This window comes from Nitrospirota bacterium (assembly GCA_030645475.1).
Taxonomy (GTDB): Bacteria; Nitrospirota; Nitrospiria; order Nitrospirales; family Nitrospiraceae; genus Palsa-1315.
This window is the reverse complement of the sequence record JAUSMA010000055.1, coordinates 25,059-42,309: the sequence shown is the minus strand read 5'-3', so window position 1 is coordinate 42,309 and position 17,251 is coordinate 25,059. Positions and strand designations below refer to the sequence as shown.

Below are 17,251 nucleotides of genomic sequence, written 5' to 3'. Positions count from 1 at the left end.
CACCCGGCGACGGTGGCGAGGGTCGAACGCCTGCTCAACCGTAGACCTAGAAAATCACTCGGATTTAAAACGCCCAACGAGGTCTTTCAGGCTCTGGTCAGACGCGGCTGAATGTTATGCACTGGGGAGTTGAATCTGCGGAAGATAAAGAAGAATCGCACCTTCCAGATCCCTCTGCGACGCGGCGGCTTGCTATGGTCACAGGATTGATATTATTGGTCTATACACTTGCAGGTGGGCATCTAAACGGTAAAGTCCAAACGGCGTTGATAGATTTTGGCTCTTTCGATCGCCCTTGGGTGTTATTGGTTATCCTGGCTCTGGCATCGGCCTATGCAGGTTTTCGCTATTGGTTTTATGCCATAAGGCTTCCGCTTACTCGGACGAAGATTCGGCAGTATCTCATGAGCCCTGAGAGCATCCTTGCCTTTGTTGGAAAGAAGCATGATTACCGCGTCTCGATTGAAGCAGGTACTCACACAGGTTATCTGACGCTTCATTCATTCCTTACATCAAAAAGCCCAGCAGGTTTTGATCCGTTTGAATTGGTGGTCGGTGCTGGTCAATCTACAAGCCCAAACAGTGAGATTGCGTGGGATCAAGTACGGGCTTTGATCGCTCGGCAATTTGATTCCTATTTCCCAGGGATCAAGTTTGAGGAAGTTCGCTTATGGAACAAAGACGCAGAACTTGGAACGGCGTGGGCATCGGTCGGCAAAGTGAATTCTTCAACAAGATGGTACATATTGTTAGAGGATACTGATTTGCACTTGCCTCTCTACGTGAATGGTTTCGCACTCGCGTTACTTGTCGTCTTTCAATTCATCAAATAGAACAACAGAGATGGGCAGATTATTTACTCGGAAGGCCTCGCTCCGCGAGTCGGCTCCCCCTGTGATGATCGATGTGTTCCTGCCGCCTTCGGCCATGCCTTCTACCGGTTCTCCGCTCAGCCTGAGACCTCAGCAGTTCCAGCCAATCCCGCCCGGATGGGCTCGTTGACAGTATGATATGCAGGCGATTTTCTGGTAGCGCTTTACGGCAGACATGGCCCTCGACGAGCTTTCAACCGTAGTAATTCGCTCAGCCCCATCCTCGTCTCGCCTTCGCGCACTGCTTTTCCCTCCGAAATGCAAACATTCCTATAATTCGTCCGTTGACACGCTCCTTCTCAAGGGCTAGCCTGCCTTTCGTCGACTCTTGCCGTGCGGTGAAACGTGAACAATCCATTTTTAGTGACCATTCCCCTTTTGCGAACATAGGGATAGAGTGGCCCACTCCCTTGAATTCGTGGTGGCGAAACATATCAAGCCAATTGAGACGCCCACTTAACGCTAAGGGGGCAGCATAGGAGAGACGATGCTAACCTTTTCAGCCGAACTCGTTGTTCTCGTGCTAGGGACACTCGCAGCAATTTCCGGGCTGTCAAGCACACCTGATGCGCTCAAGAAGCATAGGATTTATAAATTCTTTTTCTTCATGGGCATACTAGCCCAAGTCTTGAGCCATTTCTTTCAATACACGTTTGCTGTCAATAATCGACTGGATGGACAAAAGGAAGTTGAACGGGCGACGGCCATTGCTCTTTATGCCTATACAAAAAACGATCTCCCGCTACTGAAAGCAACTTCTAGAGAAGACTGGCTCATTGGGTATCGACTTTTTAAGAATAAAGAGTTGGAGGAAGCCAGGCTTTATTTCAATAAAGCTATTCGTGCTGAAAGGTCTATTGCCCCAAGTCACTATGTGCTTGGATATATGAGTAGCCATAGTGCTGACGGGGAACTTGACAGATCAAAGAATTGGAAGGAAGCGTTCGGACATCTTAATGATGCTCTTACCTATGATCCAAATTACACACCTGCGTACTATGTGAGAGCCAAGCTAAACGCAAATACCACTCCTGTGAAAATGCAGGAGGTTTTAAATGATCTCGGAAAGGCCGTTCTCGCGGTCAAGTATGGAACCGTTCCATGCGCCGATATAAATGAGGATGAAGAGGTGGATAAGGCATGGAAACAAGTTAAGAACACATCTGAATTCGTAAACCTCCGTGAGGAGTGTGCGAGGATTAACCCTAGACCTTAGAGGACACAACAGAGCGGAGAGGGATGAGAAAAGTTGTCAGTCTATTTAACCGGAAGGCTTCCCCCTGCCAGTCGGCTACCTCCGTGATGATCGATGTGTTCCTGCCGTTATCGGCCACGCCTTCGTTCGGTTTTCCGTCCAGTCTGATGCCGCCATGGTTCCGCCCAATCCTGCCAGGATGGGTTCGTTGACAGGTTAATGTGCGAGCGATAGCCTACGGCTCTTTTCTTTAATACTCGGAGGCTGCCATGGCCACTGTTTCAGAGATTGCGCCGGATCTGTTCCGCATTTCGACTCTCGTGCCGGATTTCAATTTGCAGTTCAATCAATTCCTGGTGCGCGATGCCGAACCGTTGCTGTTCCACACGGGGCCGCGCGGGATGTTTGCTGCGGTGCGTGATGCCGTGGCGACGGTGCTGGATCCCCGGACGGTGAGATGGATCGGGTTCAGCCATGTGGAAGCCGACGAGTGTGGGTCGTTGCCGGAGTGGCAAGCTCTGGCCCCGCAGTCTACGGCTGTCTGCAGTCTGGTGGGGAAGCTGGTGAGCGTCGATGATTGCATGGCGACGCGGCCTGCCTTGGGGATGCAGGAGGGGGAGGTGTTGACCACCGGCAAGTACCGCTTCCGGTTTCTCCATACGCCGCATGTGCCCCATTGCTGGGAGGCGGGCCTGTTGTTCGAGGAGACGCAGCGGACGCTCTTGTGTTCGGATCTCTTTCACCAGGCCGGCGATGTCGAGGCATCCACGCAGGCTGATGTGATAGGCCGCTGCCGGCAGGTGCTGGTCGAGTATCAGCAGGGCCCCTTGGCCAACTATATGCCTTATTCCACGCTCACGGATCCAACACTTCAGCGCCTGGCGGCTCTGCAGCCGAAAACCCTGGCGACGATGCATGGCTCGGCCTTCGTCGGCGACGGCGCTCGCGCGCTCCGCGACCTGGCGGTCGTGCTCAAGGAAGTGCTGGGCCAGAAATCGTAGGATCTGTTGGCTCGGCTCGCTTGCGCTCGGCTTTGCGCGGCTAACGTTCTGCTTCCAGGCGCGTTCTCGTCCATGATGGGTTTCGACGGCAGTCCAATACGGCTTGCACGCGCACGAGGTCTCCGTCCATGTTGTAGTAGATGGCGAAGGGGAAGCGTTTGGATAGGCAACGGTGGTAGGTAAACACGAGAGGATGAATCCCTGCGTAGATCAGCAAGGAGTCAATGTCGGCAAAGAGGCAGTCGAGGAAATATCCGCCGAGGCCTGGTTCTCTTGCTTCGTAGAATTGAAAACCGTGAATGAGATCGTCCTGGGCTCTATCCAGGATCTGGATTTTCACGACAGCCGTTTGCGAATGTCGGCTTTGGCTGTTTCCCAATCGGAGAACGTGGATTGTCCCTGAGCGGTACGCTGGCGACGTTCTTCAAGGACATCCTTGTGCCAGGCAGGCGACTCAATGGCGTCCGGAGTCTTGCTGAGGTCCTCCCAGAGGGATTCCATCACTGCAAGCTTTTCCAGGAGCGTCATGTCTTTGAGGGGAAGGTGAATAGACATGGGCAAAGTATACTCCAAGCCAGAAAAGATTCAAATCCCTTGAGCCGTTGCGTGATTGCTCCTGGGAGTAAGAAAATGGATAGCAACTGAATCGGATTGCCTTCGCCTTGCCAGTCAGCTACTTCGGCGATGATGGGTGCCTTTCTTGCGGGAGATGTCTCCATCGAGTTTGCCGATGAGCGAGGCATGACATTCTGGCGAGAGAGATACAGCTCCGTGACCGCATGGTCTGTTCCGCCACAATCCCGTTTCACGAAAGCGTTGCTCACATGGTCAATTCGATGAGTGCGTGAGGGTCTGCCGTGATTCCCAGTGACAAGAGCGGGTATGGTCTCAAGCGAGGCGAAGGTCATACGATCGACTTTCGCGGGACGAAGATGACGGTGAAAGTCCCTGGCGCGCAGTTGGATGAATCCTACTCGCTGATTGAAATGGTCCATCCGCCGAACGTCGGCCCCGCATCGCACATCCACCCGACCGGCGCTGAAGCGTTCTATGTGCTGGACGGCGCCTACACGATTCATAGCGGCGATGAAGTCTATCGGGCGGCTCCCGGCGACTTTGTCTACATTCCGAAAGGGGTCCCGCATCTGTATCAGTCCGGCGCGAGCGGCGGGACGGTGCTGGTGCTGTCGCCTGCAGGACTCGAACGGTATTTCACCGAAGTCTCGGACTTGCTCCGGGTCGGCACGATCACCTGGGACCTGGAGCAAGCGATCGCGAAGCAGTACGGCCAGGAATTCCTCGATAGACTCAAGCACTGGGGACAGTGATCTGCCTCTATGATCGTCCCTCGACGGCAGGGAGAACTCGATGGCTCAACGATATAGCGAACTCTCCGACGCCCATATCCAATTCATTGCCAAGCAGAAGATATTTTTTGTCGGGACCGCCACGGCGGACAGTCGCATCAATCTCTCTCCCAAGGGCATGGATTCCCTGCTGGTACTCGGCAACAGGCGAATCGTCTGGCTCAACGTCACCGGGAGCGGCAATGAAACGTCGGCCCATGTTCAACAGCAGCCGCGCATGACGGTGATGTTCTGTGCCTTTGACGGTCCGCCTCTCATCCTGCGGCTCTATGGCACCGCGAGAGTCGTTCATCCGCGCGATCCCGAGTGGCGCGAGCTCTTTTCCTTGTTTCCTCCGTTCCCCGGCGCGAGGCAGATTTTCGACGTGACGATCGACCTCGTGCAAACGTCTTGCGGGATGGCGGTTCCCTATTTGTCCTACACCGGCGACCGGGAGTTGCTGAACGAATGGGCCGAGAAGAAAGGCGAGGAGGGGTTGAAGCAGTATCGGGAGGAGAAGAACCAGGTCAGTCTCGACGGCATTCCGACACACATCGTGACCAAGAGCGGCGAAGAATAACGGGATCAGGACCCTTCTTGCTCTCTCCAGTCGCAATGGTGCCTGGACCCACTTCGCTTCCATATGAGCTACGGCTCCTGTTCCTGCTACGCGCTACATTCGCGCCTGGCTGGTCTGAGTCCGCTGCGTTCGGGTTTCCCGCCTGTCTCGATTCCAATATGCATCCTTCGGTTGACGATTGACTGGAATGGCGGAGAATGGGGTTTCGTGTTGGGTGCGAGCGCGTGCGCTCATGCCAGAGAGTTGGGAGGGAACTCCATGCCGGTCGGTCCATCGATCATTGGTGCGATCACATTTACGGGGATTAAACTCGCTGGGTATGGGTATGCCGGAGCCCGTCTCAATGACGTGTACCGGAATATCGGCACCGTGGCTCCCTGGAAATTCGGCGCGGTCCGGACTGCCCTCGGTCTTGTCGTCGGAATGGCCTTTGCGGCTTCCATGGCCTATTCGGGCATCACGCATTCCATGTTGCTCTGGTATCTGCTGCTGGTTCCGATCCGCTTTCTTGAATGGCTTGGCACGATCTGGTTGTTCTACGAACGAAAGGCGGTGCTCCCCGATTGGCGGCGGCTATCGAAGTACTCGCTAGTGGGGTCTGGCTGGTCCTATGTGCTCGATATTCCCGCAGCCCTGTCCATGATTGTCGTTCCTGGCGGAATGTGGATTTGTTGAAGGAATCGTGGTCGGATTCGGAGCATGGACCTTCCGACGAACCACCTCAATCTCGTGGTGGTTAGACAACTCTGCGCAAGTGCGCCTTTCTGCGAACCATCGTTTGCTGCTCGGCCTTCAGCCAGTACTCAAGATCGTGACCATTCTGATAGCCACCGTCACAGTACAGTTGATAGGCAAGAGACCGGATCTCATCTTCCATCGATTCAGGGGCAGTGGATGGCGCTCCCGTTATTTTTCGCTGCTTTGCCATGATGCCTCCTTCTTTTTGCATAAATTTGAGTAAATAGTGGTATTCAAACTATAGCACCTGCTTGCATGGTCGCAAGTCGATGGGCTTTGGGGGCGATGTCAGTTAAAGTTCTAGGTTCGAAGTTTCTGTGACCTCGAACCGTCGTTCGTCAGACCTGCCCCACTTTTTCCGCAAGTCTCGCGTGTCTCGCACGAAGAAGGACCTCCGGCTCCTGTTCCTGCCATACGCCATACGCTCTTCGGAGGCTCTGCCGTCTACCCCCTCCGCTGCTTCTGTTGCGACTGTTGCCCTGGGCTCGTATGATAGGGGGCATGGCTACGGCACCTGTCACGCGCATCACGTCGAAGACGCCCACACCCTACGAGCTGACCTCGATTCATCGCGATACCCACGATACAAAGACGTTTTGCTTTGCCTTGCCTGACGACGCCACGTTGGACCTGTTGCCTGGCGACCACCTCTACGTCCATACGACAATCGACGGGAAACCGGTGAAGCGGCCCTATACGCCATCGTCGATGCCCGGCGCCACGGGGTACTTCGATCTGACGGTGAAGCGGTACGAGACCGGCTTGGTGTCGAAGTATCTTCATGACCGGGAGGTCGGGGAGAGGGTGCTGATGAGCGGGCCGAATCCTGGCGGCCATTGGGTGGACGGCATGGCAAAGAAGGTGGGGTTTGTGGCCGGAGGCTCAGGCATCACCCCGATGATTGCCATCATCCGATGGATTCTCGCCAGGAGTCTCCCTGTCGAATTATTTCTGGTCTATGCCAACAAGGCCGAGGCCGACATTATCTTCAAAGAGGAATGGGACGAGGATGTGCGCGAGCATGCGACGTTCCATTGCTATCATGTCTTAAATGAGCCGCCTGCAGGCTGGTCGCAAGGCCGGGGCCGTATTACCGAGGTTGTGCTGCGTGCGCAGCTGCCGCCGCCTGGCCCTGACACCGTGATCTTTCTCTGCGGTCCCCCGCCGATGGTCGATGCGGTGGAAACGACGCTCAACGCGATCGGCCATGCCGAGCAGGCGATCATTTTCCCGTAGCTCTCTCCGCCGATAGCGTGGACGTTTCACATAGAAAGACCTCATGGAGAGTCGCCTCTTCACAGAGGTCTTTGCAGACAGACTCTCGGCTGATTTACTCTGTCTTGGCTTTGAGTTCTTTCGCCTCGCCTTTGATGCGCTCTCCGGCTGCTTTGGTTTTCCCCTTCGCCCGTTCCATCGCACCCTTCACTTTGTTGCCTTTAGCCTCTTCAGTCAGGGCTTTCACTTCTCCTTTGGCCTTCTCAACGTTTGCGTTCGCTTTGCCCTTCATGTCTTCGACCGCGGCTTTCATCTCATTGGCGTGAGCCACACCTTGAATGCCTACGCACACAAACAGAAACGCCATGGCGATGATCGTGAATGCACGCACGGGAACCTCCCTGTTAAGAGTGTGACGCATTGTCGTCTCGGGTGGTGCGGTGCACCACCATCGGTTGACCATCACAGTGTGCATGATGAGACCGGACAAAGTCTGGTCAATATGGCTTAGTGGTGAAGCCTGCCATAGCGAGGCTGTGGGCTCTAGGATGTTGGAAAACCCGGACACTTTTCTGCCTGGTGCCAGATTGCGGTGTCGGGAACGATTATCCCTTCGTCCCGGTATGAGGAGTCTGCCAGGATTCTCTTCAATTTTCAGGAAACGTTTTTGACGATGTCTTGTCTTACTGCACAGACGGTGCAGCAGAAGTTCAGAAGCCGGAAATTCATAAACCGGAAAAAGCCGAGAAGCCATAGAAGGTTGAGAAGGCTGAAAAGCTGCAGAGGTCAGAACGGTCTCCCGTGTCCAATTTTTCTATCATGCCCGTGCCTGCCACAGCGTCTCTTTTACCAGCTTGATGCCAAGCCTCTGTGTGGAATTGCGTGGTTGCCCCTGCCGCGTGAGAGTCTCTCTTGTTTCATTCATGCCACGAGCGGTCACACAGGTATCTACTTTTGGTCACAGTGGAGTGATGCTAGACCGAGTGAGAGCGCGGCAGAGTTGAATGAAATTACAGGATGCCAGACATTTTCGATCCCCGCGGCCTTCGGTACTATTCTTGCTGATGCAGGCCTGACGTTCGACTCAGGGGCAGGAACGCGAGTTGATGAGAGCGCCCCTGTTCTGGGTACATGTTCGAGAGGTTTCACAATTAAGGAGGCGTGGTCGATGAAGGTGTGGAGATTGGGACTGGGAATCTGTGGGTTGCTCTGGGCGATCAGTAGCGTCGGCCAGGTTTGGGCGGAGGAGGCTGTTGCGCCGGCTTCATCGGCTCAAGGGGATGCGGCGATTCAGCGGCTCTTTCCTCAGAGTTGGCCGATCTCGGTGCGGGGCTGGGTCGATGGAGGTTATACGTTCAACGGTTCGAGCCCGACGTCGCATTTCAACGGGCCCTACAACGCGGTGGATCGCGATAGGCCGCAACTGAACCAGTTGTATCTCGTGGTGGAGAAGACGTTGCGCGGCACGAGCGGCATCGATGTGGGGGGCCGGGTCGACGCGATGTATGGGTATGATTACTTCCTGACTCAGAGCAACGGGATCGAACGGAATCAGTCCGGTTCCCCCAAGTGGAATCACGAACAGCATGGAGTCGCGCTTCCGCAGATGTATGCCGAGGCGGGGAATCAGACATTTTCGGTGAAGGCGGGACATTTCTATACGATTGTCGGGTACGAAGGGGTGCCGGCGCCCGCGAATTTCTTTTATTCGAAATCGTACTCGTATCAATTTGCCGGTCCGTTCACCCATTGGGCGGCCTGGCCACGTGGAATGTGACCCCGCAGTTCACGCTGCAGGGGGGCCTCGTGAACGGCTGGGACTCGTTCGATCGTCGAAGCGACAAGCCTGCCTATGTCATGAAGGCCAGCTACACCACGAGTGATAAGTTTTTGTCGGCCTCGTTGGCCATGATTACGGGCGAAGAGCCGACGGCTGTTGCAGCGAAGACCGAGCAGCGGACTCGTTATAGCGCCATCGTTTCCGTCCATCCCACCGACGATTTGGAATATGTATTTCACCATCATTATGCCTATCAGGAAGATGGAAAAGTCGGTGGAGGCACTGCGCGTTGGTATGGCATCGATCAGTACCTCTATTATCGGCTCCATCAAAAAGTAAAGGCCGGTCTCCGGTTCGAGTGGTTCCGGGATGAAGCCGGGACGAGAGTCGGGGGCTCCCCAGACCGGGGAAACCCCAATCTCGCCCCGTTCGCCGGCAGTTTCTATTCCCTCACCGGCGGGGTGAACTACTACGCTCATTCGAATATCACCATTCGTCCTGAAATCCGGTACGACTGGTTTACGGGTGGGCGGAATCCGTACAACGACGGACACAACGACAATCAGCTCCTTGTGGCGATCAATGCCACTCTCCAGTTTTAGGGTGAGATCCTTCTCCTAGGCGAGACCGGTTCGCTCATCGATTGCCGATGAGCGAGCCGGTGTATCTCTCAACGTGCCCCGCTCTCGTCCGCGGCATTGCGCTGATGTCTCTGTCTCGTTAGAATCCTTTCATGCCGATCTTTTGTCAGGAACCACTCAAGCCTATGAAGTATGCCGTGGGATCGAAGGTGAATCGCCAACCAATTGAGATGAGCGCTTCTCTTTCGTTGTCGGTCTGGTTGGCCGTTGCTCTGCTGGTGGTTCCTTGTGGTGCACAGGCGCCGCCTCAAACGCCGACTCCGCCTGCGGTTCAGAATCAAGCAGGGCAGGCGCCACAAATTGCCCCACCATCGGCCGCGCCGAGCGGTGGAGTGTCGACTGCAGGACCCACGGCCCTGCCGGCTTCCGGGGTCGGTTCCTCGGCGAGTTCAAGTCTTGGGAAGAGGTTTGGCTCAGCCGGACAAGGACTCCCGGGGATGCCTGGTGGCCCGTCGATGAAGGGATCGATGGGATCCCAAGATCCCTCCGGCAAGTATATGACCCCTCCGACTATCCAACCGTTGTTATGCGATCCGGCCGTCAATATCCCCTGCTAACGGCAGGATGCTGAACACGTCCGCCAGCGTCGTTCTCGGTTCACCGAAATCCTCAACGGGGACCCGGTCGCCTCACCACTCGGCGGCGCGTACAAACGTGGTGCTCCTTATTCGTCGCACCGTACGCCCCAGAGGGTACGCCTCCGGTTTCGGCTCGCCTGCGGCCTCCCTGGACGAACGTTTTGAGCGTCTTGCAGGAGAGTGCTTCGGTTGCGCCGCACGTGTGGACTATTGAGGCTCTCGCGTGAACAAAAAACGGGGATATTCTGATCTCGCTCCCAAGCATGCTCGGTTGACGGCCAAAGTCAGAATCGGCTAGGCTGGCCTCCGTCTTGACGAGTCGCTACCGCGCACTGGCATGACATGACGCTGATGAAGGGAGTTCGCGTGCACTACGGTCGCCTGGTCCTCATCCTCATGTTCTCCGTCCTGCTTTCATTTTTCGCCTGGACGGCCAAGGCGGCAGAGCCCACGTTCGATCAGACGGCCCGCTACATCCTGGAAATCGTCAAGGCATTTCGTACGGCCTATGTCCTGGAAGTGGTTGAGCATCTCCGGGACAGTGGGGTGGCGCCGAAGGAAGATTGGCAAAAAGATGCGCATTACATCCCGCTTCCGGCTCAATTCGTGAAAGCTGCGGCCGATCAAGTGACCGGTTTCGAGATGGGGTTGATCGGCCTCACGCCTCTCAATCCTGAGAATCGCCCCAAAACCCTCGCCGAAAGCGATGCGCTGGTGCAGTTGGAGAAAAATCGCGATGTGGGTGTGCTCACGTTCGTGGACGGCGACCAATTCAAAGCCATCTCGGCGGATCTCGCGTTCGTCCAGTCCTGTGTGGATTGCCACAACAATCATCCCAGCGCGCCGCGTCGGAACTTTCGCCGGTGGGATGTGATGGGCGGTGTCATCGTTCGGCTCAAGCGCGATGCGTCGCCGGAAGGACTCCCGTTGGGACCGGAACCGTCCAAGCGGCAGATGGCCCCAATCGAGCGGCTGACTCCCAATTCGGCGGTTCCTCCACCCTGGGTGCGCTAACGATCCTGCTCTATTGTGTCCCATCATGACTGTGATGCCATGACATCGCCCGTGCTCATCCTTCCCGGTTTTGGTAATTCGATGCCGCACCATTGGCAATCGCTGTGGGAGTTGCGTCATCCCGATTGGCAGCGCGTGGAACTAGGCGACTGGGACCAGCCGGCCTGTGACGATTGGGTCCGTGCGTTGGATGTGGCCGTGGCGGCCTGTCTCTCTCCGCCCCTGCTCGTGGCCCATAGCCTCGCCTGTCTTCTGGTGGCGCATTGGGCCCATCGTTCGGCATTGGCCTTGAAGGGCGCGTTTCTCGTGGCGGTGCCCGATCCGCAGAGCGAATGTTTCCCCGCTACGGCGCATGGGTTTGCGCCGGTGCCGATGGGCCCATTTGCATTTCGCAGTCTCGTGGTCGCCAGTACCAATGACCCGTTCGGCTCGGTGGTCCATGCCGAACATTGTGCGAATGCCTGGGGGAGCCGTTTCGTCGATATCGGCCAGGCGGGACACATCAATGCCGACAGCGGGCACGGTGAATGGGATGAGGGGTATGCGCTACTACAGCAATTTATCGTCTAGCAGAATGCTGAAACAGTCCGCCAGCGTCGTTCTCGGCTCATCGAAATCCTCAACGTACCCCCAAGGGTACGCCTCCGGTTTCGACTCGCCTGCGGCCTTGCCGGACGAACTGTTTGAGCATTCTTCTGGAATGGTTTTCTGCTGTGCTATAGGTGCGGCCGCTCGAAGTCTTCGCGTGCAACATTGTTCTTCCTTGGTCTATTAACTGATGCAACTTCGTATCGATCACGCCCAACCGAATGATGCACCGGTCATTGCACAGATGGTCGGGGAGTTGCTTCATGAGATCATGGCCTCGATTGGCACCAAGGCGTTTAGTGTTGATCGGGAGGTGACGGAAGCGCGGGCTCGATCCTGGATCGAAGATGGCACGTACATCGTGTTGGTGGCCCGCGACGCGGCGCAGCCGGAGCCGCTCGGCTTTTTGGCGCTCTACGAATGTTATGCCCTCTATGCGGAAGGTTCTTTTGGAACGATCCCTGAACTATTTGTCCGTCCCGCCTATCGGTCGAGCGGAGTCGGTGCGACCTTGATCTCGGAGGCTCAGGGTGTGGGGCAGGCAAGAGGATGGAGCAGAATCGAAGTGACCACGCCACCGCTTCCTCAATTCGACAGGACTCTGGCGTTCTATCAGCAGCAGGGGTTCAGTATTTCTGGCGGCCGAAAACTGAAGATCGATCTCTAGCCGGCGGCTAGAGGAAGTGCGTGTGGTAGTCCTGCGTCGCCAGCGTCTGCGTCTCTAGATCCCACTCGATTGTGAATATGGCCGATCGTGCCGACGATAACGACAGGAGTCGTCGGCCGTCCTTCGTCACGACCGTCTCGGCTTGGCGGAAATCGAGGGTCTTGTCTGGTCCGGTCCTGTTGCAGACGATGAGCGGGAGCCCTGTGTCGCCGGTACATCGTTCCCATTCGCCGTTCGGGCCATGATGGCCCGGGGCCCAGGCGGCTGACGAAATCAGCAACTGGGCTCCTTGAGCCTGTAGGGTTCGAGCGATCACCGAAGTGTATGCATCCGCGCAGATCATCATGCCGATTCTGTTGAACGGAGCGACGGGAAGGGCGATAGCTTCTGTGCCGGGTGTCGACCAAGCTTCAGATCCCACCCGCAAGGTATGAATTTTTCGATGTGCGCCGAGGATGGTCCCATCCGCGGCAATGACGAAGAGGCTGTTGTAGAGTTTGCCGGACTTCCGGTCCTGTTCGGGGCAGGAGAGGAACAGGGTCACGCGCAGTTGGGCCGCGAGCCGGGACATGTGCGTCATCCACGAGTCGGGCTGCGGCAGAATCCATTCCGTTCCGATGCTGTCGGCGAAGGTATAGCCCGTGACAATGAGTTCGGGTGTGATGATCCAGGTTGCGCCGAGTCGTGCGGCCGCGGTCACCGCCGTTTCGACGAGCCGCCGGTTCCGTGCGAGGTCGCCCGGGATCGGCGCGAGATGGAGCAGCGCGATGCGTAATGTGTTTATCGGCATGGTCTTCGACTCATCGGTTGGCGCGTATGCTTCGAACGTACCACAGGCGAAGGCAGGCCTGATACCAGAAATCGGCAATGGCATCGTCTTGACAGGGTGTCGGGATCGAGGAAGAATGCGCGGGTTGTTGTGGCGAAGGATACAGGCGGGAGTTGGTTTCTGAACCGGGTGGCAGTCACCGTGGAACGTAGTGCATGTTAAGGTGTGTATGAAACCAGTTGTCCAGCTCGAACGAACCGGTTGCGGCATTGCGAGCGTGGCAGCGCTGGCGGGCATCAATTACGATCAGGCGAAGCGGATGGCGAATCGGCTCGGCATCGTTGCCGACGATCCGGCATTATGGTCCGAGACGGACCATGTCCGTCGGCTGCTCAAGGAATATGGTTTCCGATTGGCTCGAACAGAGGCGCGCTTTACCTCATGGGAGGCCTTGCCGGATCTGGCGTTGCTGGCCATTAAATGGCACGAAGACCGGGGCCGTGCGTTCTGGCATTGGGTGGTGTTTTGGCGTGGGCCTGGCGGGCCGGTCGTACTCGATTCGAATCGTGCACTTCGGCACCACGCGCGGACCGATTTCGGTCGCATGAAGCCGAAATGGTCTATGACTATCATCTCGACATAGAAGGCGGTTGGAGGTTGAAGCCGAATCCACGCCGATGACCAAGCTAGCTCCTGCAATTTTGGATGAGAAGACCCGCTGCGGCTGGGTCGGGATCAAGCCCCATTTCATCACCTATCATGACCGTGAGTGGGGGGTGCCGATTCACGATGACCGGAAGCATTTCGAGATGTTGCTGCTAGAGGGAGCTCAGGCGGGCCTCACGTGGGAAACGATCTTGCTACGGCGAGAGGGCTATCGTCGAGCCTTTGCAGCGTTCGATCCGAAAAAGGTGGCGCGATTCACGGCGACAAAGCAGGCCGAGTTGTTGACGAATCCCGGCATCATTCGCAACCGGCTCAAAGTCGACTCGGCTGTGACCAATGCGCAAGCCTTTCTGGAAGTGCAGAAGGAGTTCGGTTCGTTTGATGCCTACGTCTGGTCGTTTGTCGGCGGGGAGCCGATCGTCAATCGTTGGAAGCGAATGTCAGACGTTCCGGCGACAAATGTGGTGAGCGACACATTGTCGAAAGATCTCAAGACGCGAGGCTTTCGCTTCGTCGGCAGCACGATCATCTATGCCTACCTGCAAGCGGCGGGTCTTGTGGATGACCACACGGCCGATTGCTTCATCCGTTCTCGTCGCTAGCGGTCTTCGTCTGCAGTAAAGAAGGAGTCCTGGCTATGAAGACCCTGTCGGTGCGTTGCTGCATTGCAGGTGGCGGCCCGGCGGGAATGATGCTGGGTCTGCTCTTGGCCCGTGCAGGCGTCGAGGTGGCGGTCTTAGAGAAACATGCCGACTTTCTTCGCGATTTCAGGGGCGACACGATTCATCCCTCGACGCTTGAGGTGCTGTATGAATTGGGCCTGTTGGATCGATTCCTCGTCTTGCCCCATCAGAAAGTTTCGCGGATTAATGGACAGTTCGGCGACCTGGCGCTGACCGTTGCGGACTTTTCGACTCTCCCGACACAGTGCCGATTCGTGGCGTTCACCCCGCAGTGGGACTTTCTGGATTTTCTCGCGAAGGAGGGCGCTCGATATCCATGCTTTCAATTGCTGATGCAGGCCGACGTCACGGGCCTGATCGAAGAGGCTGGCTCTGTGGTGGGGATTCGGGCGAACCTGCCGGATGGTCCGCTTGAGGTGCGGGCGAGTCTGGTGGTGGGAGCGGACGGGCGGCACTCGACCGTGCGATCCCACGCGGGCTTGTCGGTGGAAGAATTCGGCGCACCCATGGACGTCCTGTGGTTCCGTCTGTCCAGGCGGCCAAGCGATCCGGTAGACCCGGTTGGCCGGTTCGAGGCTGGTCGAATTTTTATTATGCTGAATCGCGGCGACTATTGGCAATGTGGCTTCGTGATTGCCAAAGGGTCGTTGGAGCAGATCCGGGCGAAAGGGCTACCGGCATTTCGTGATGCGGTTGCACAGCTCGCGCCGTTCATGGCCGACGGTGTCGGCGAACTCCACGATTGGGAGCCGATCAAGCTCTTGACGGTTCAAGTTGACCGACTGCGCCAGTGGTATCGCCCAGGCCTTCTCTGCATTGGCGATGCGGCTCATGCCATGTCTCCGGTCGGTGGGGTTGGCATCAATCTCGCCATTCAGGATGCGGTTGCGACGGCGAATCTGCTGGCTGCACCCCTCCGTGCGGGACAATTAACCACTCAGGATCTTCAGCTGGTTCAGCAGCGGCGTGAGTGGCCGACCAACATGACTCAGCGAGTGCAGCTCGCGATTCAGAATCGCGTCATCAGGCCGGTCCTCAGCGGATCGGGCAAACGTATGCCGCCCTTCGCGGTCCGGCTGCTGGCACGGTTTCCATCCCTCCGCCGGATTCCCGCCCGGATGATCGGACTCGGATTTCGGCCGGAGCATGTGCAGACATCCGCCGTAGAGACTCTGCAGGCTGGAGGCTGACTAGAAGGGGGGAAAACGGCGTGAGGAATGGAGAATTTCCCGCGCGGCATTTGCGCCGGCTGCGCCCATGACTCCTCCGCCAGGATGGGCGGCTGCGCCGCAGAGATAGAGGCCGTTGATGGGGGTATGGTAGTCGGCGAATCCCGGCACAGGCCGGCAGGCAAAGAGCTGGTTCAGGGTCATCGCACCCTGGAAAATATTACCGCTTGTCAGATTGAACGTCCGTTCGAGATCGAGCGGTGTCAGGACTTGCCGGGCGATCACGGCACGCTGAAAGTTCGGCGCATATTCGTTCAAGAGGGCGAAGCAACGGTCGGCAAAACTCTCCCGTAGATCGTCCCAGGTGACACCACGCAGCTTGTAGGGGGCATACTGCACGAAGATCGACATGAGGTGTCGGCTTGGCGGGGCCACCGTGGGATCCACGACCGAGGGGATCGTACATTCCAGAATGGGCCGTTGGGAGGGCTGTCCATATTTGGCATCGTCGAACGCCCGTTCGATGTAGTCCATGTCCGGGCTGATGTGGATAGTCCCGCGATGGTGCGGGCCTGGCTCCAGACCGGGGCAGGCGAGAAAGTCAGGCAGTTCACTCAGTGCGACGTTGATCTTCAGCGAGGCGCTGTCATAGCTGATGCGGCTGATTGCGTCTGAAAATTCCTGTGGAAGCTGCTTTGCATCCAGCAGGCGGGTGAAGGTGACCTGCGCATCCGCATTGCTGGCGACGACCGGTGCATAACATTCTTCTCCGTTGGCCAAGGCCACTCCACGAACGGTGCCGTCATTCACGAGAATTCTTGCCACCTCTGCCTCGCAACGGATCTCGACCGTGAGGTCGCGGGCGGCGGCTGCCAATGATTGGGTGATCCCGCCCATGCCTCCCTGCACATAGCCCCAGACGCCGCGTTTCCCGTTTGTCTCTCCCATTACATGGTGGAAGAGGACGTAGGCGGTTCCCGGAGTTGAAGGGGAGGCCATCGCCCCGATCACGGCATCGGTGGCGAGGGTGGCCTTGAGTGCATCCGATTCGAACCAGCGATCGAGAATTTGCCGCGCCGGGGCAGTGAGGATCTCAAAGGCCTCACTCATGGCAGGCCCCATGGCCTGGAACGGTTTTCCTGCTTGATAGAGAGTCCAGAGGTCCTGCAGGCCAAGTTTCGCCAGATTCGGAGGTCGCATGGTCAGCAGCGGTTCGAGGACCATCGCCATCCGTTCGAGCATGGTTTCATAGGCTGGGTAGGCGTTCGCGTCCTTGAGACTGAATTTGGCAATCTGCCGATGGTTCAGCGAAGGATCGGGACCGAGCAAGAGATGCCTGCCATCGGGCAAAGGTGTGAACGAGGAGGGATTGCGTTCAAGAATCTTCAGTCCGTAGGACTCGAGGCCAAGATCCTGGATGATCTCTTTCCGGAAGAGGCTGTTCACATAGGCGGCGGTGGAGACCTTGAAGCCGGGGAAGGTTTCTTCCGTGACGCAGGCGCCACCGACAATGTAGCGGCGTTCCAGCACCAGGACTTTCCATCCAGCCTTGGCCAGGTAGCAAGCCGTCACGAGTCCATTGTGACCGGCACCGATGATAATCGCGTCGTAGCTCTTATCTCTCATGCCTGTTCCTGCAGGACGCTGAAAACGTCCACCAGCATCGTTCTCGGCTCATCGAAATCCTCAACGTACCCTTGGGGTACGCCTCCGGTTTCGACTCGCCTGCGGCCTTGCTGGATCGCCCTT

22 protein-coding genes are annotated in these 17,251 nt (G+C 57.0%); 16 read left to right on the top strand and 6 right to left on the bottom strand.

Translation table 11 applies throughout. The features are described from left to right. Positions 1 to 116 precede the first annotated feature (116 nt). From Q7U76_09565 to Q7U76_09555, 3 genes are all read left to right on the top strand, one after another. Positions 117 to 833, top strand: coding sequence for a hypothetical protein (locus Q7U76_09565; GenBank protein MDO8356623.1), 717 nt, complete (start codon positions 117 to 119; stop codon positions 831 to 833). Between the two features lie 526 nt (positions 834 to 1,359). After that, positions 1,360 to 2,088 (top strand): hypothetical protein, encoded by a 729-nt coding sequence (locus Q7U76_09560; GenBank protein MDO8356622.1) that lies wholly within the window; start codon positions 1,360 to 1,362, stop codon positions 2,086 to 2,088. Positions 2,089 to 2,336: 248 nt separating this feature from the next. After that, positions 2,337 to 3,068 carry an MBL fold metallo-hydrolase gene (locus Q7U76_09555; GenBank protein MDO8356621.1) on the top strand — a complete coding sequence of 244 codons (732 nt, stop codon included), beginning with the start codon at positions 2,337 to 2,339 and terminating at the stop codon, positions 3,066 to 3,068. A gap of 40 nt (positions 3,069 to 3,108) precedes the next feature. On the opposite strand, the gene Q7U76_09550 is transcribed toward Q7U76_09555, so the two are convergent. Together Q7U76_09550 and Q7U76_09545 are read right to left on the bottom strand one after the other, a co-directional pair. Next, complete coding sequence (locus tag Q7U76_09550; GenBank protein MDO8356620.1) at positions 3,109 to 3,408, bottom strand: type II toxin-antitoxin system RelE/ParE family toxin; 300 nt, start codon at positions 3,406 to 3,408, stop codon at positions 3,109 to 3,111. Further along, positions 3,405 to 3,623, bottom strand: coding sequence for an addiction module protein (locus Q7U76_09545; protein ID MDO8356619.1), 219 nt, complete (start codon positions 3,621 to 3,623; stop codon positions 3,405 to 3,407). Before Q7U76_09545 ends, Q7U76_09550 begins: the two co-directional genes overlap by 4 nt. Positions 3,624 to 3,925: 302 nt before the next feature. On the opposite strand from Q7U76_09545, the gene Q7U76_09540 reads away from it, so the two are divergent. The 3 genes from Q7U76_09540 to Q7U76_09530 all read left to right on the top strand — a co-directional run bounded on the left by Q7U76_09540 (position 3,926) and on the right by Q7U76_09530 (position 5,669). Continuing rightward, positions 3,926 to 4,396 (top strand): cupin domain-containing protein, encoded by a 471-nt coding sequence (locus tag Q7U76_09540; GenBank protein MDO8356618.1) that lies wholly within the window; start codon positions 3,926 to 3,928, stop codon positions 4,394 to 4,396. A gap of 40 nt (positions 4,397 to 4,436) precedes the next feature. Continuing rightward, positions 4,437 to 4,994, top strand: a complete 558-nt coding sequence (locus tag Q7U76_09535; GenBank protein MDO8356617.1) for a pyridoxamine 5'-phosphate oxidase family protein — start codon at positions 4,437 to 4,439, stop codon at positions 4,992 to 4,994. Positions 4,995 to 5,252: 258 nt separating this feature from the next. Continuing rightward, a complete protein-coding gene (locus Q7U76_09530; GenBank protein ID MDO8356616.1) occupies positions 5,253 to 5,669 on the top strand; it encodes a hypothetical protein in 417 nt (138 codons plus the stop codon). A 61-nt stretch (positions 5,670 to 5,730) separates the two neighbouring features. Here Q7U76_09530 and Q7U76_09525 read toward each other — a convergent pair whose 3' ends face one another. After that, positions 5,731 to 5,922 carry a DUF2934 domain-containing protein gene (locus Q7U76_09525; protein ID MDO8356615.1) on the bottom strand — a complete coding sequence of 64 codons (192 nt, stop codon included), beginning with the start codon at positions 5,920 to 5,922 and terminating at the stop codon, positions 5,731 to 5,733. A gap of 311 nt (positions 5,923 to 6,233) precedes the next feature. On the opposite strand from Q7U76_09525, the gene Q7U76_09520 reads away from it, so the two are divergent. Then, the gene (locus Q7U76_09520) at positions 6,234 to 6,968 is read left to right on the top strand and encodes an NADH-cytochrome b5 reductase (GenBank protein ID MDO8356614.1); all 735 of its coding nucleotides are present in this window, start codon (positions 6,234 to 6,236) and stop codon (positions 6,966 to 6,968) included. A 94-nt stretch (positions 6,969 to 7,062) separates the two neighbouring features. Here Q7U76_09520 and Q7U76_09515 read toward each other — a convergent pair whose 3' ends face one another. Beyond that, complete coding sequence (locus Q7U76_09515) at positions 7,063 to 7,701, bottom strand: hypothetical protein (protein ID MDO8356613.1); 639 nt, start codon at positions 7,699 to 7,701, stop codon at positions 7,063 to 7,065. Between the two features lie 414 nt (positions 7,702 to 8,115). Here Q7U76_09515 and Q7U76_09510 point away from each other — a divergent pair, with 414 nt between their 5' ends. The 6 genes from Q7U76_09510 (at position 8,116) to Q7U76_09485 (ending at position 12,215) form a co-directional block, all read left to right on the top strand. Next, positions 8,116 to 8,724 (top strand): outer membrane beta-barrel protein, encoded by a 609-nt coding sequence (locus Q7U76_09510; protein ID MDO8356612.1) that lies wholly within the window; start codon positions 8,116 to 8,118, stop codon positions 8,722 to 8,724. 29 nt (positions 8,725 to 8,753) lie between these two features. Continuing rightward, the gene (locus Q7U76_09505; GenBank protein ID MDO8356611.1) at positions 8,754 to 9,329 is read left to right on the top strand and encodes an outer membrane beta-barrel protein; all 576 of its coding nucleotides are present in this window, start codon (positions 8,754 to 8,756) and stop codon (positions 9,327 to 9,329) included. Positions 9,330 to 9,460: 131 nt separating this feature from the next. Continuing rightward, entirely contained in the window at positions 9,461 to 9,925 is a 465-nt protein-coding gene (locus Q7U76_09500; GenBank protein MDO8356610.1) for a hypothetical protein, read from the top strand. Positions 9,926 to 10,288: 363 nt separating this feature from the next. After that, positions 10,289 to 10,960, top strand: coding sequence for a DUF3365 domain-containing protein (locus tag Q7U76_09495; GenBank protein MDO8356609.1), 672 nt, complete (start codon positions 10,289 to 10,291; stop codon positions 10,958 to 10,960). 39 nt (positions 10,961 to 10,999) lie between these two features. Continuing rightward, a complete protein-coding gene (locus tag Q7U76_09490; protein MDO8356608.1) occupies positions 11,000 to 11,530 on the top strand; it encodes an alpha/beta hydrolase in 531 nt (176 codons plus the stop codon). Between the two features lie 208 nt (positions 11,531 to 11,738). After that, positions 11,739 to 12,215: a GNAT family N-acetyltransferase gene (locus tag Q7U76_09485; GenBank protein MDO8356607.1), complete on the top strand. Its 477-nt coding sequence runs from the start codon at positions 11,739 to 11,741 to the stop codon at positions 12,213 to 12,215. A 7-nt stretch (positions 12,216 to 12,222) separates the two neighbouring features. Here Q7U76_09485 and Q7U76_09480 read toward each other — a convergent pair whose 3' ends face one another. Continuing rightward, the gene (locus Q7U76_09480) at positions 12,223 to 13,005 is read right to left on the bottom strand and encodes a carbon-nitrogen hydrolase family protein (protein ID MDO8356606.1); all 783 of its coding nucleotides are present in this window, start codon (positions 13,003 to 13,005) and stop codon (positions 12,223 to 12,225) included. Positions 13,006 to 13,213: 208 nt separating this feature from the next. Between Q7U76_09480 and Q7U76_09475 the strand changes: the two genes are divergently transcribed. From Q7U76_09475 to Q7U76_09465, 3 genes are read left to right on the top strand one after another with little or no spacing between them, the layout of a single operon-like run. Then, positions 13,214 to 13,627, top strand: a complete 414-nt coding sequence (locus Q7U76_09475; GenBank protein ID MDO8356605.1) for a hypothetical protein — start codon at positions 13,214 to 13,216, stop codon at positions 13,625 to 13,627. A 34-nt stretch (positions 13,628 to 13,661) separates the two neighbouring features. Then, entirely contained in the window at positions 13,662 to 14,252 is a 591-nt protein-coding gene (locus tag Q7U76_09470) for a DNA-3-methyladenine glycosylase I (protein MDO8356604.1), read from the top strand. Between the two features lie 29 nt (positions 14,253 to 14,281). Continuing rightward, positions 14,282 to 15,523 carry an FAD-dependent oxidoreductase gene (locus tag Q7U76_09465; protein ID MDO8356603.1) on the top strand — a complete coding sequence of 414 codons (1,242 nt, stop codon included), beginning with the start codon at positions 14,282 to 14,284 and terminating at the stop codon, positions 15,521 to 15,523. On the opposite strand, the gene Q7U76_09460 is transcribed toward Q7U76_09465, so the two are convergent. After that, positions 15,524 to 17,128, bottom strand: coding sequence for an NAD(P)/FAD-dependent oxidoreductase (locus tag Q7U76_09460; protein MDO8356602.1), 1,605 nt, complete (start codon positions 17,126 to 17,128; stop codon positions 15,524 to 15,526). Between the last annotated feature and the right edge of the window lie 123 nt (positions 17,129 to 17,251).

Coding starts and splice junctions, on each gene's coding strand:
- Q7U76_09565 (MDO8356623.1), top strand. CDS start 117: ATGCACTGGGGAGTTGAATCTGCGGAAGATAAAGAAGAATCGCACCTT.
- Q7U76_09560 (MDO8356622.1), top strand. CDS start 1,360: ATGCTAACCTTTTCAGCCGAACTCGTTGTTCTCGTGCTAGGGACACTC.
- Q7U76_09555 (MDO8356621.1), top strand. CDS start 2,337: ATGGCCACTGTTTCAGAGATTGCGCCGGATCTGTTCCGCATTTCGACT.
- Q7U76_09545 (MDO8356619.1), bottom strand. CDS start 3,623: ATGTCTATTCACCTTCCCCTCAAAGACATGACGCTCCTGGAAAAGCTT.
- Q7U76_09535 (MDO8356617.1), top strand. CDS start 4,437: ATGGCTCAACGATATAGCGAACTCTCCGACGCCCATATCCAATTCATT.
- Q7U76_09530 (MDO8356616.1), top strand. CDS start 5,253: ATGCCGGTCGGTCCATCGATCATTGGTGCGATCACATTTACGGGGATT.
- Q7U76_09525 (MDO8356615.1), bottom strand. CDS start 5,922: ATGGCAAAGCAGCGAAAAATAACGGGAGCGCCATCCACTGCCCCTGAA.
- Q7U76_09520 (MDO8356614.1), top strand. CDS start 6,234: ATGGCTACGGCACCTGTCACGCGCATCACGTCGAAGACGCCCACACCC.
- Q7U76_09515 (MDO8356613.1), bottom strand. CDS start 7,701: ATGGCTTCTCGGCTTTTTCCGGTTTATGAATTTCCGGCTTCTGAACTT.
- Q7U76_09510 (MDO8356612.1), top strand. CDS start 8,116: ATGAAGGTGTGGAGATTGGGACTGGGAATCTGTGGGTTGCTCTGGGCG.
- Q7U76_09500 (MDO8356610.1), top strand. CDS start 9,461: ATGCCGATCTTTTGTCAGGAACCACTCAAGCCTATGAAGTATGCCGTG.
- Q7U76_09495 (MDO8356609.1), top strand. CDS start 10,289: ATGACGCTGATGAAGGGAGTTCGCGTGCACTACGGTCGCCTGGTCCTC.
- Q7U76_09490 (MDO8356608.1), top strand. CDS start 11,000: ATGACATCGCCCGTGCTCATCCTTCCCGGTTTTGGTAATTCGATGCCG.
- Q7U76_09485 (MDO8356607.1), top strand. CDS start 11,739: ATGCAACTTCGTATCGATCACGCCCAACCGAATGATGCACCGGTCATT.
- Q7U76_09480 (MDO8356606.1), bottom strand. CDS start 13,005: ATGCCGATAAACACATTACGCATCGCGCTGCTCCATCTCGCGCCGATC.
- Q7U76_09475 (MDO8356605.1), top strand. CDS start 13,214: ATGAAACCAGTTGTCCAGCTCGAACGAACCGGTTGCGGCATTGCGAGC.
- Q7U76_09470 (MDO8356604.1), top strand. CDS start 13,662: ATGACCAAGCTAGCTCCTGCAATTTTGGATGAGAAGACCCGCTGCGGC.
- Q7U76_09460 (MDO8356602.1), bottom strand. CDS start 17,128: ATGAGAGATAAGAGCTACGACGCGATTATCATCGGTGCCGGTCACAAT.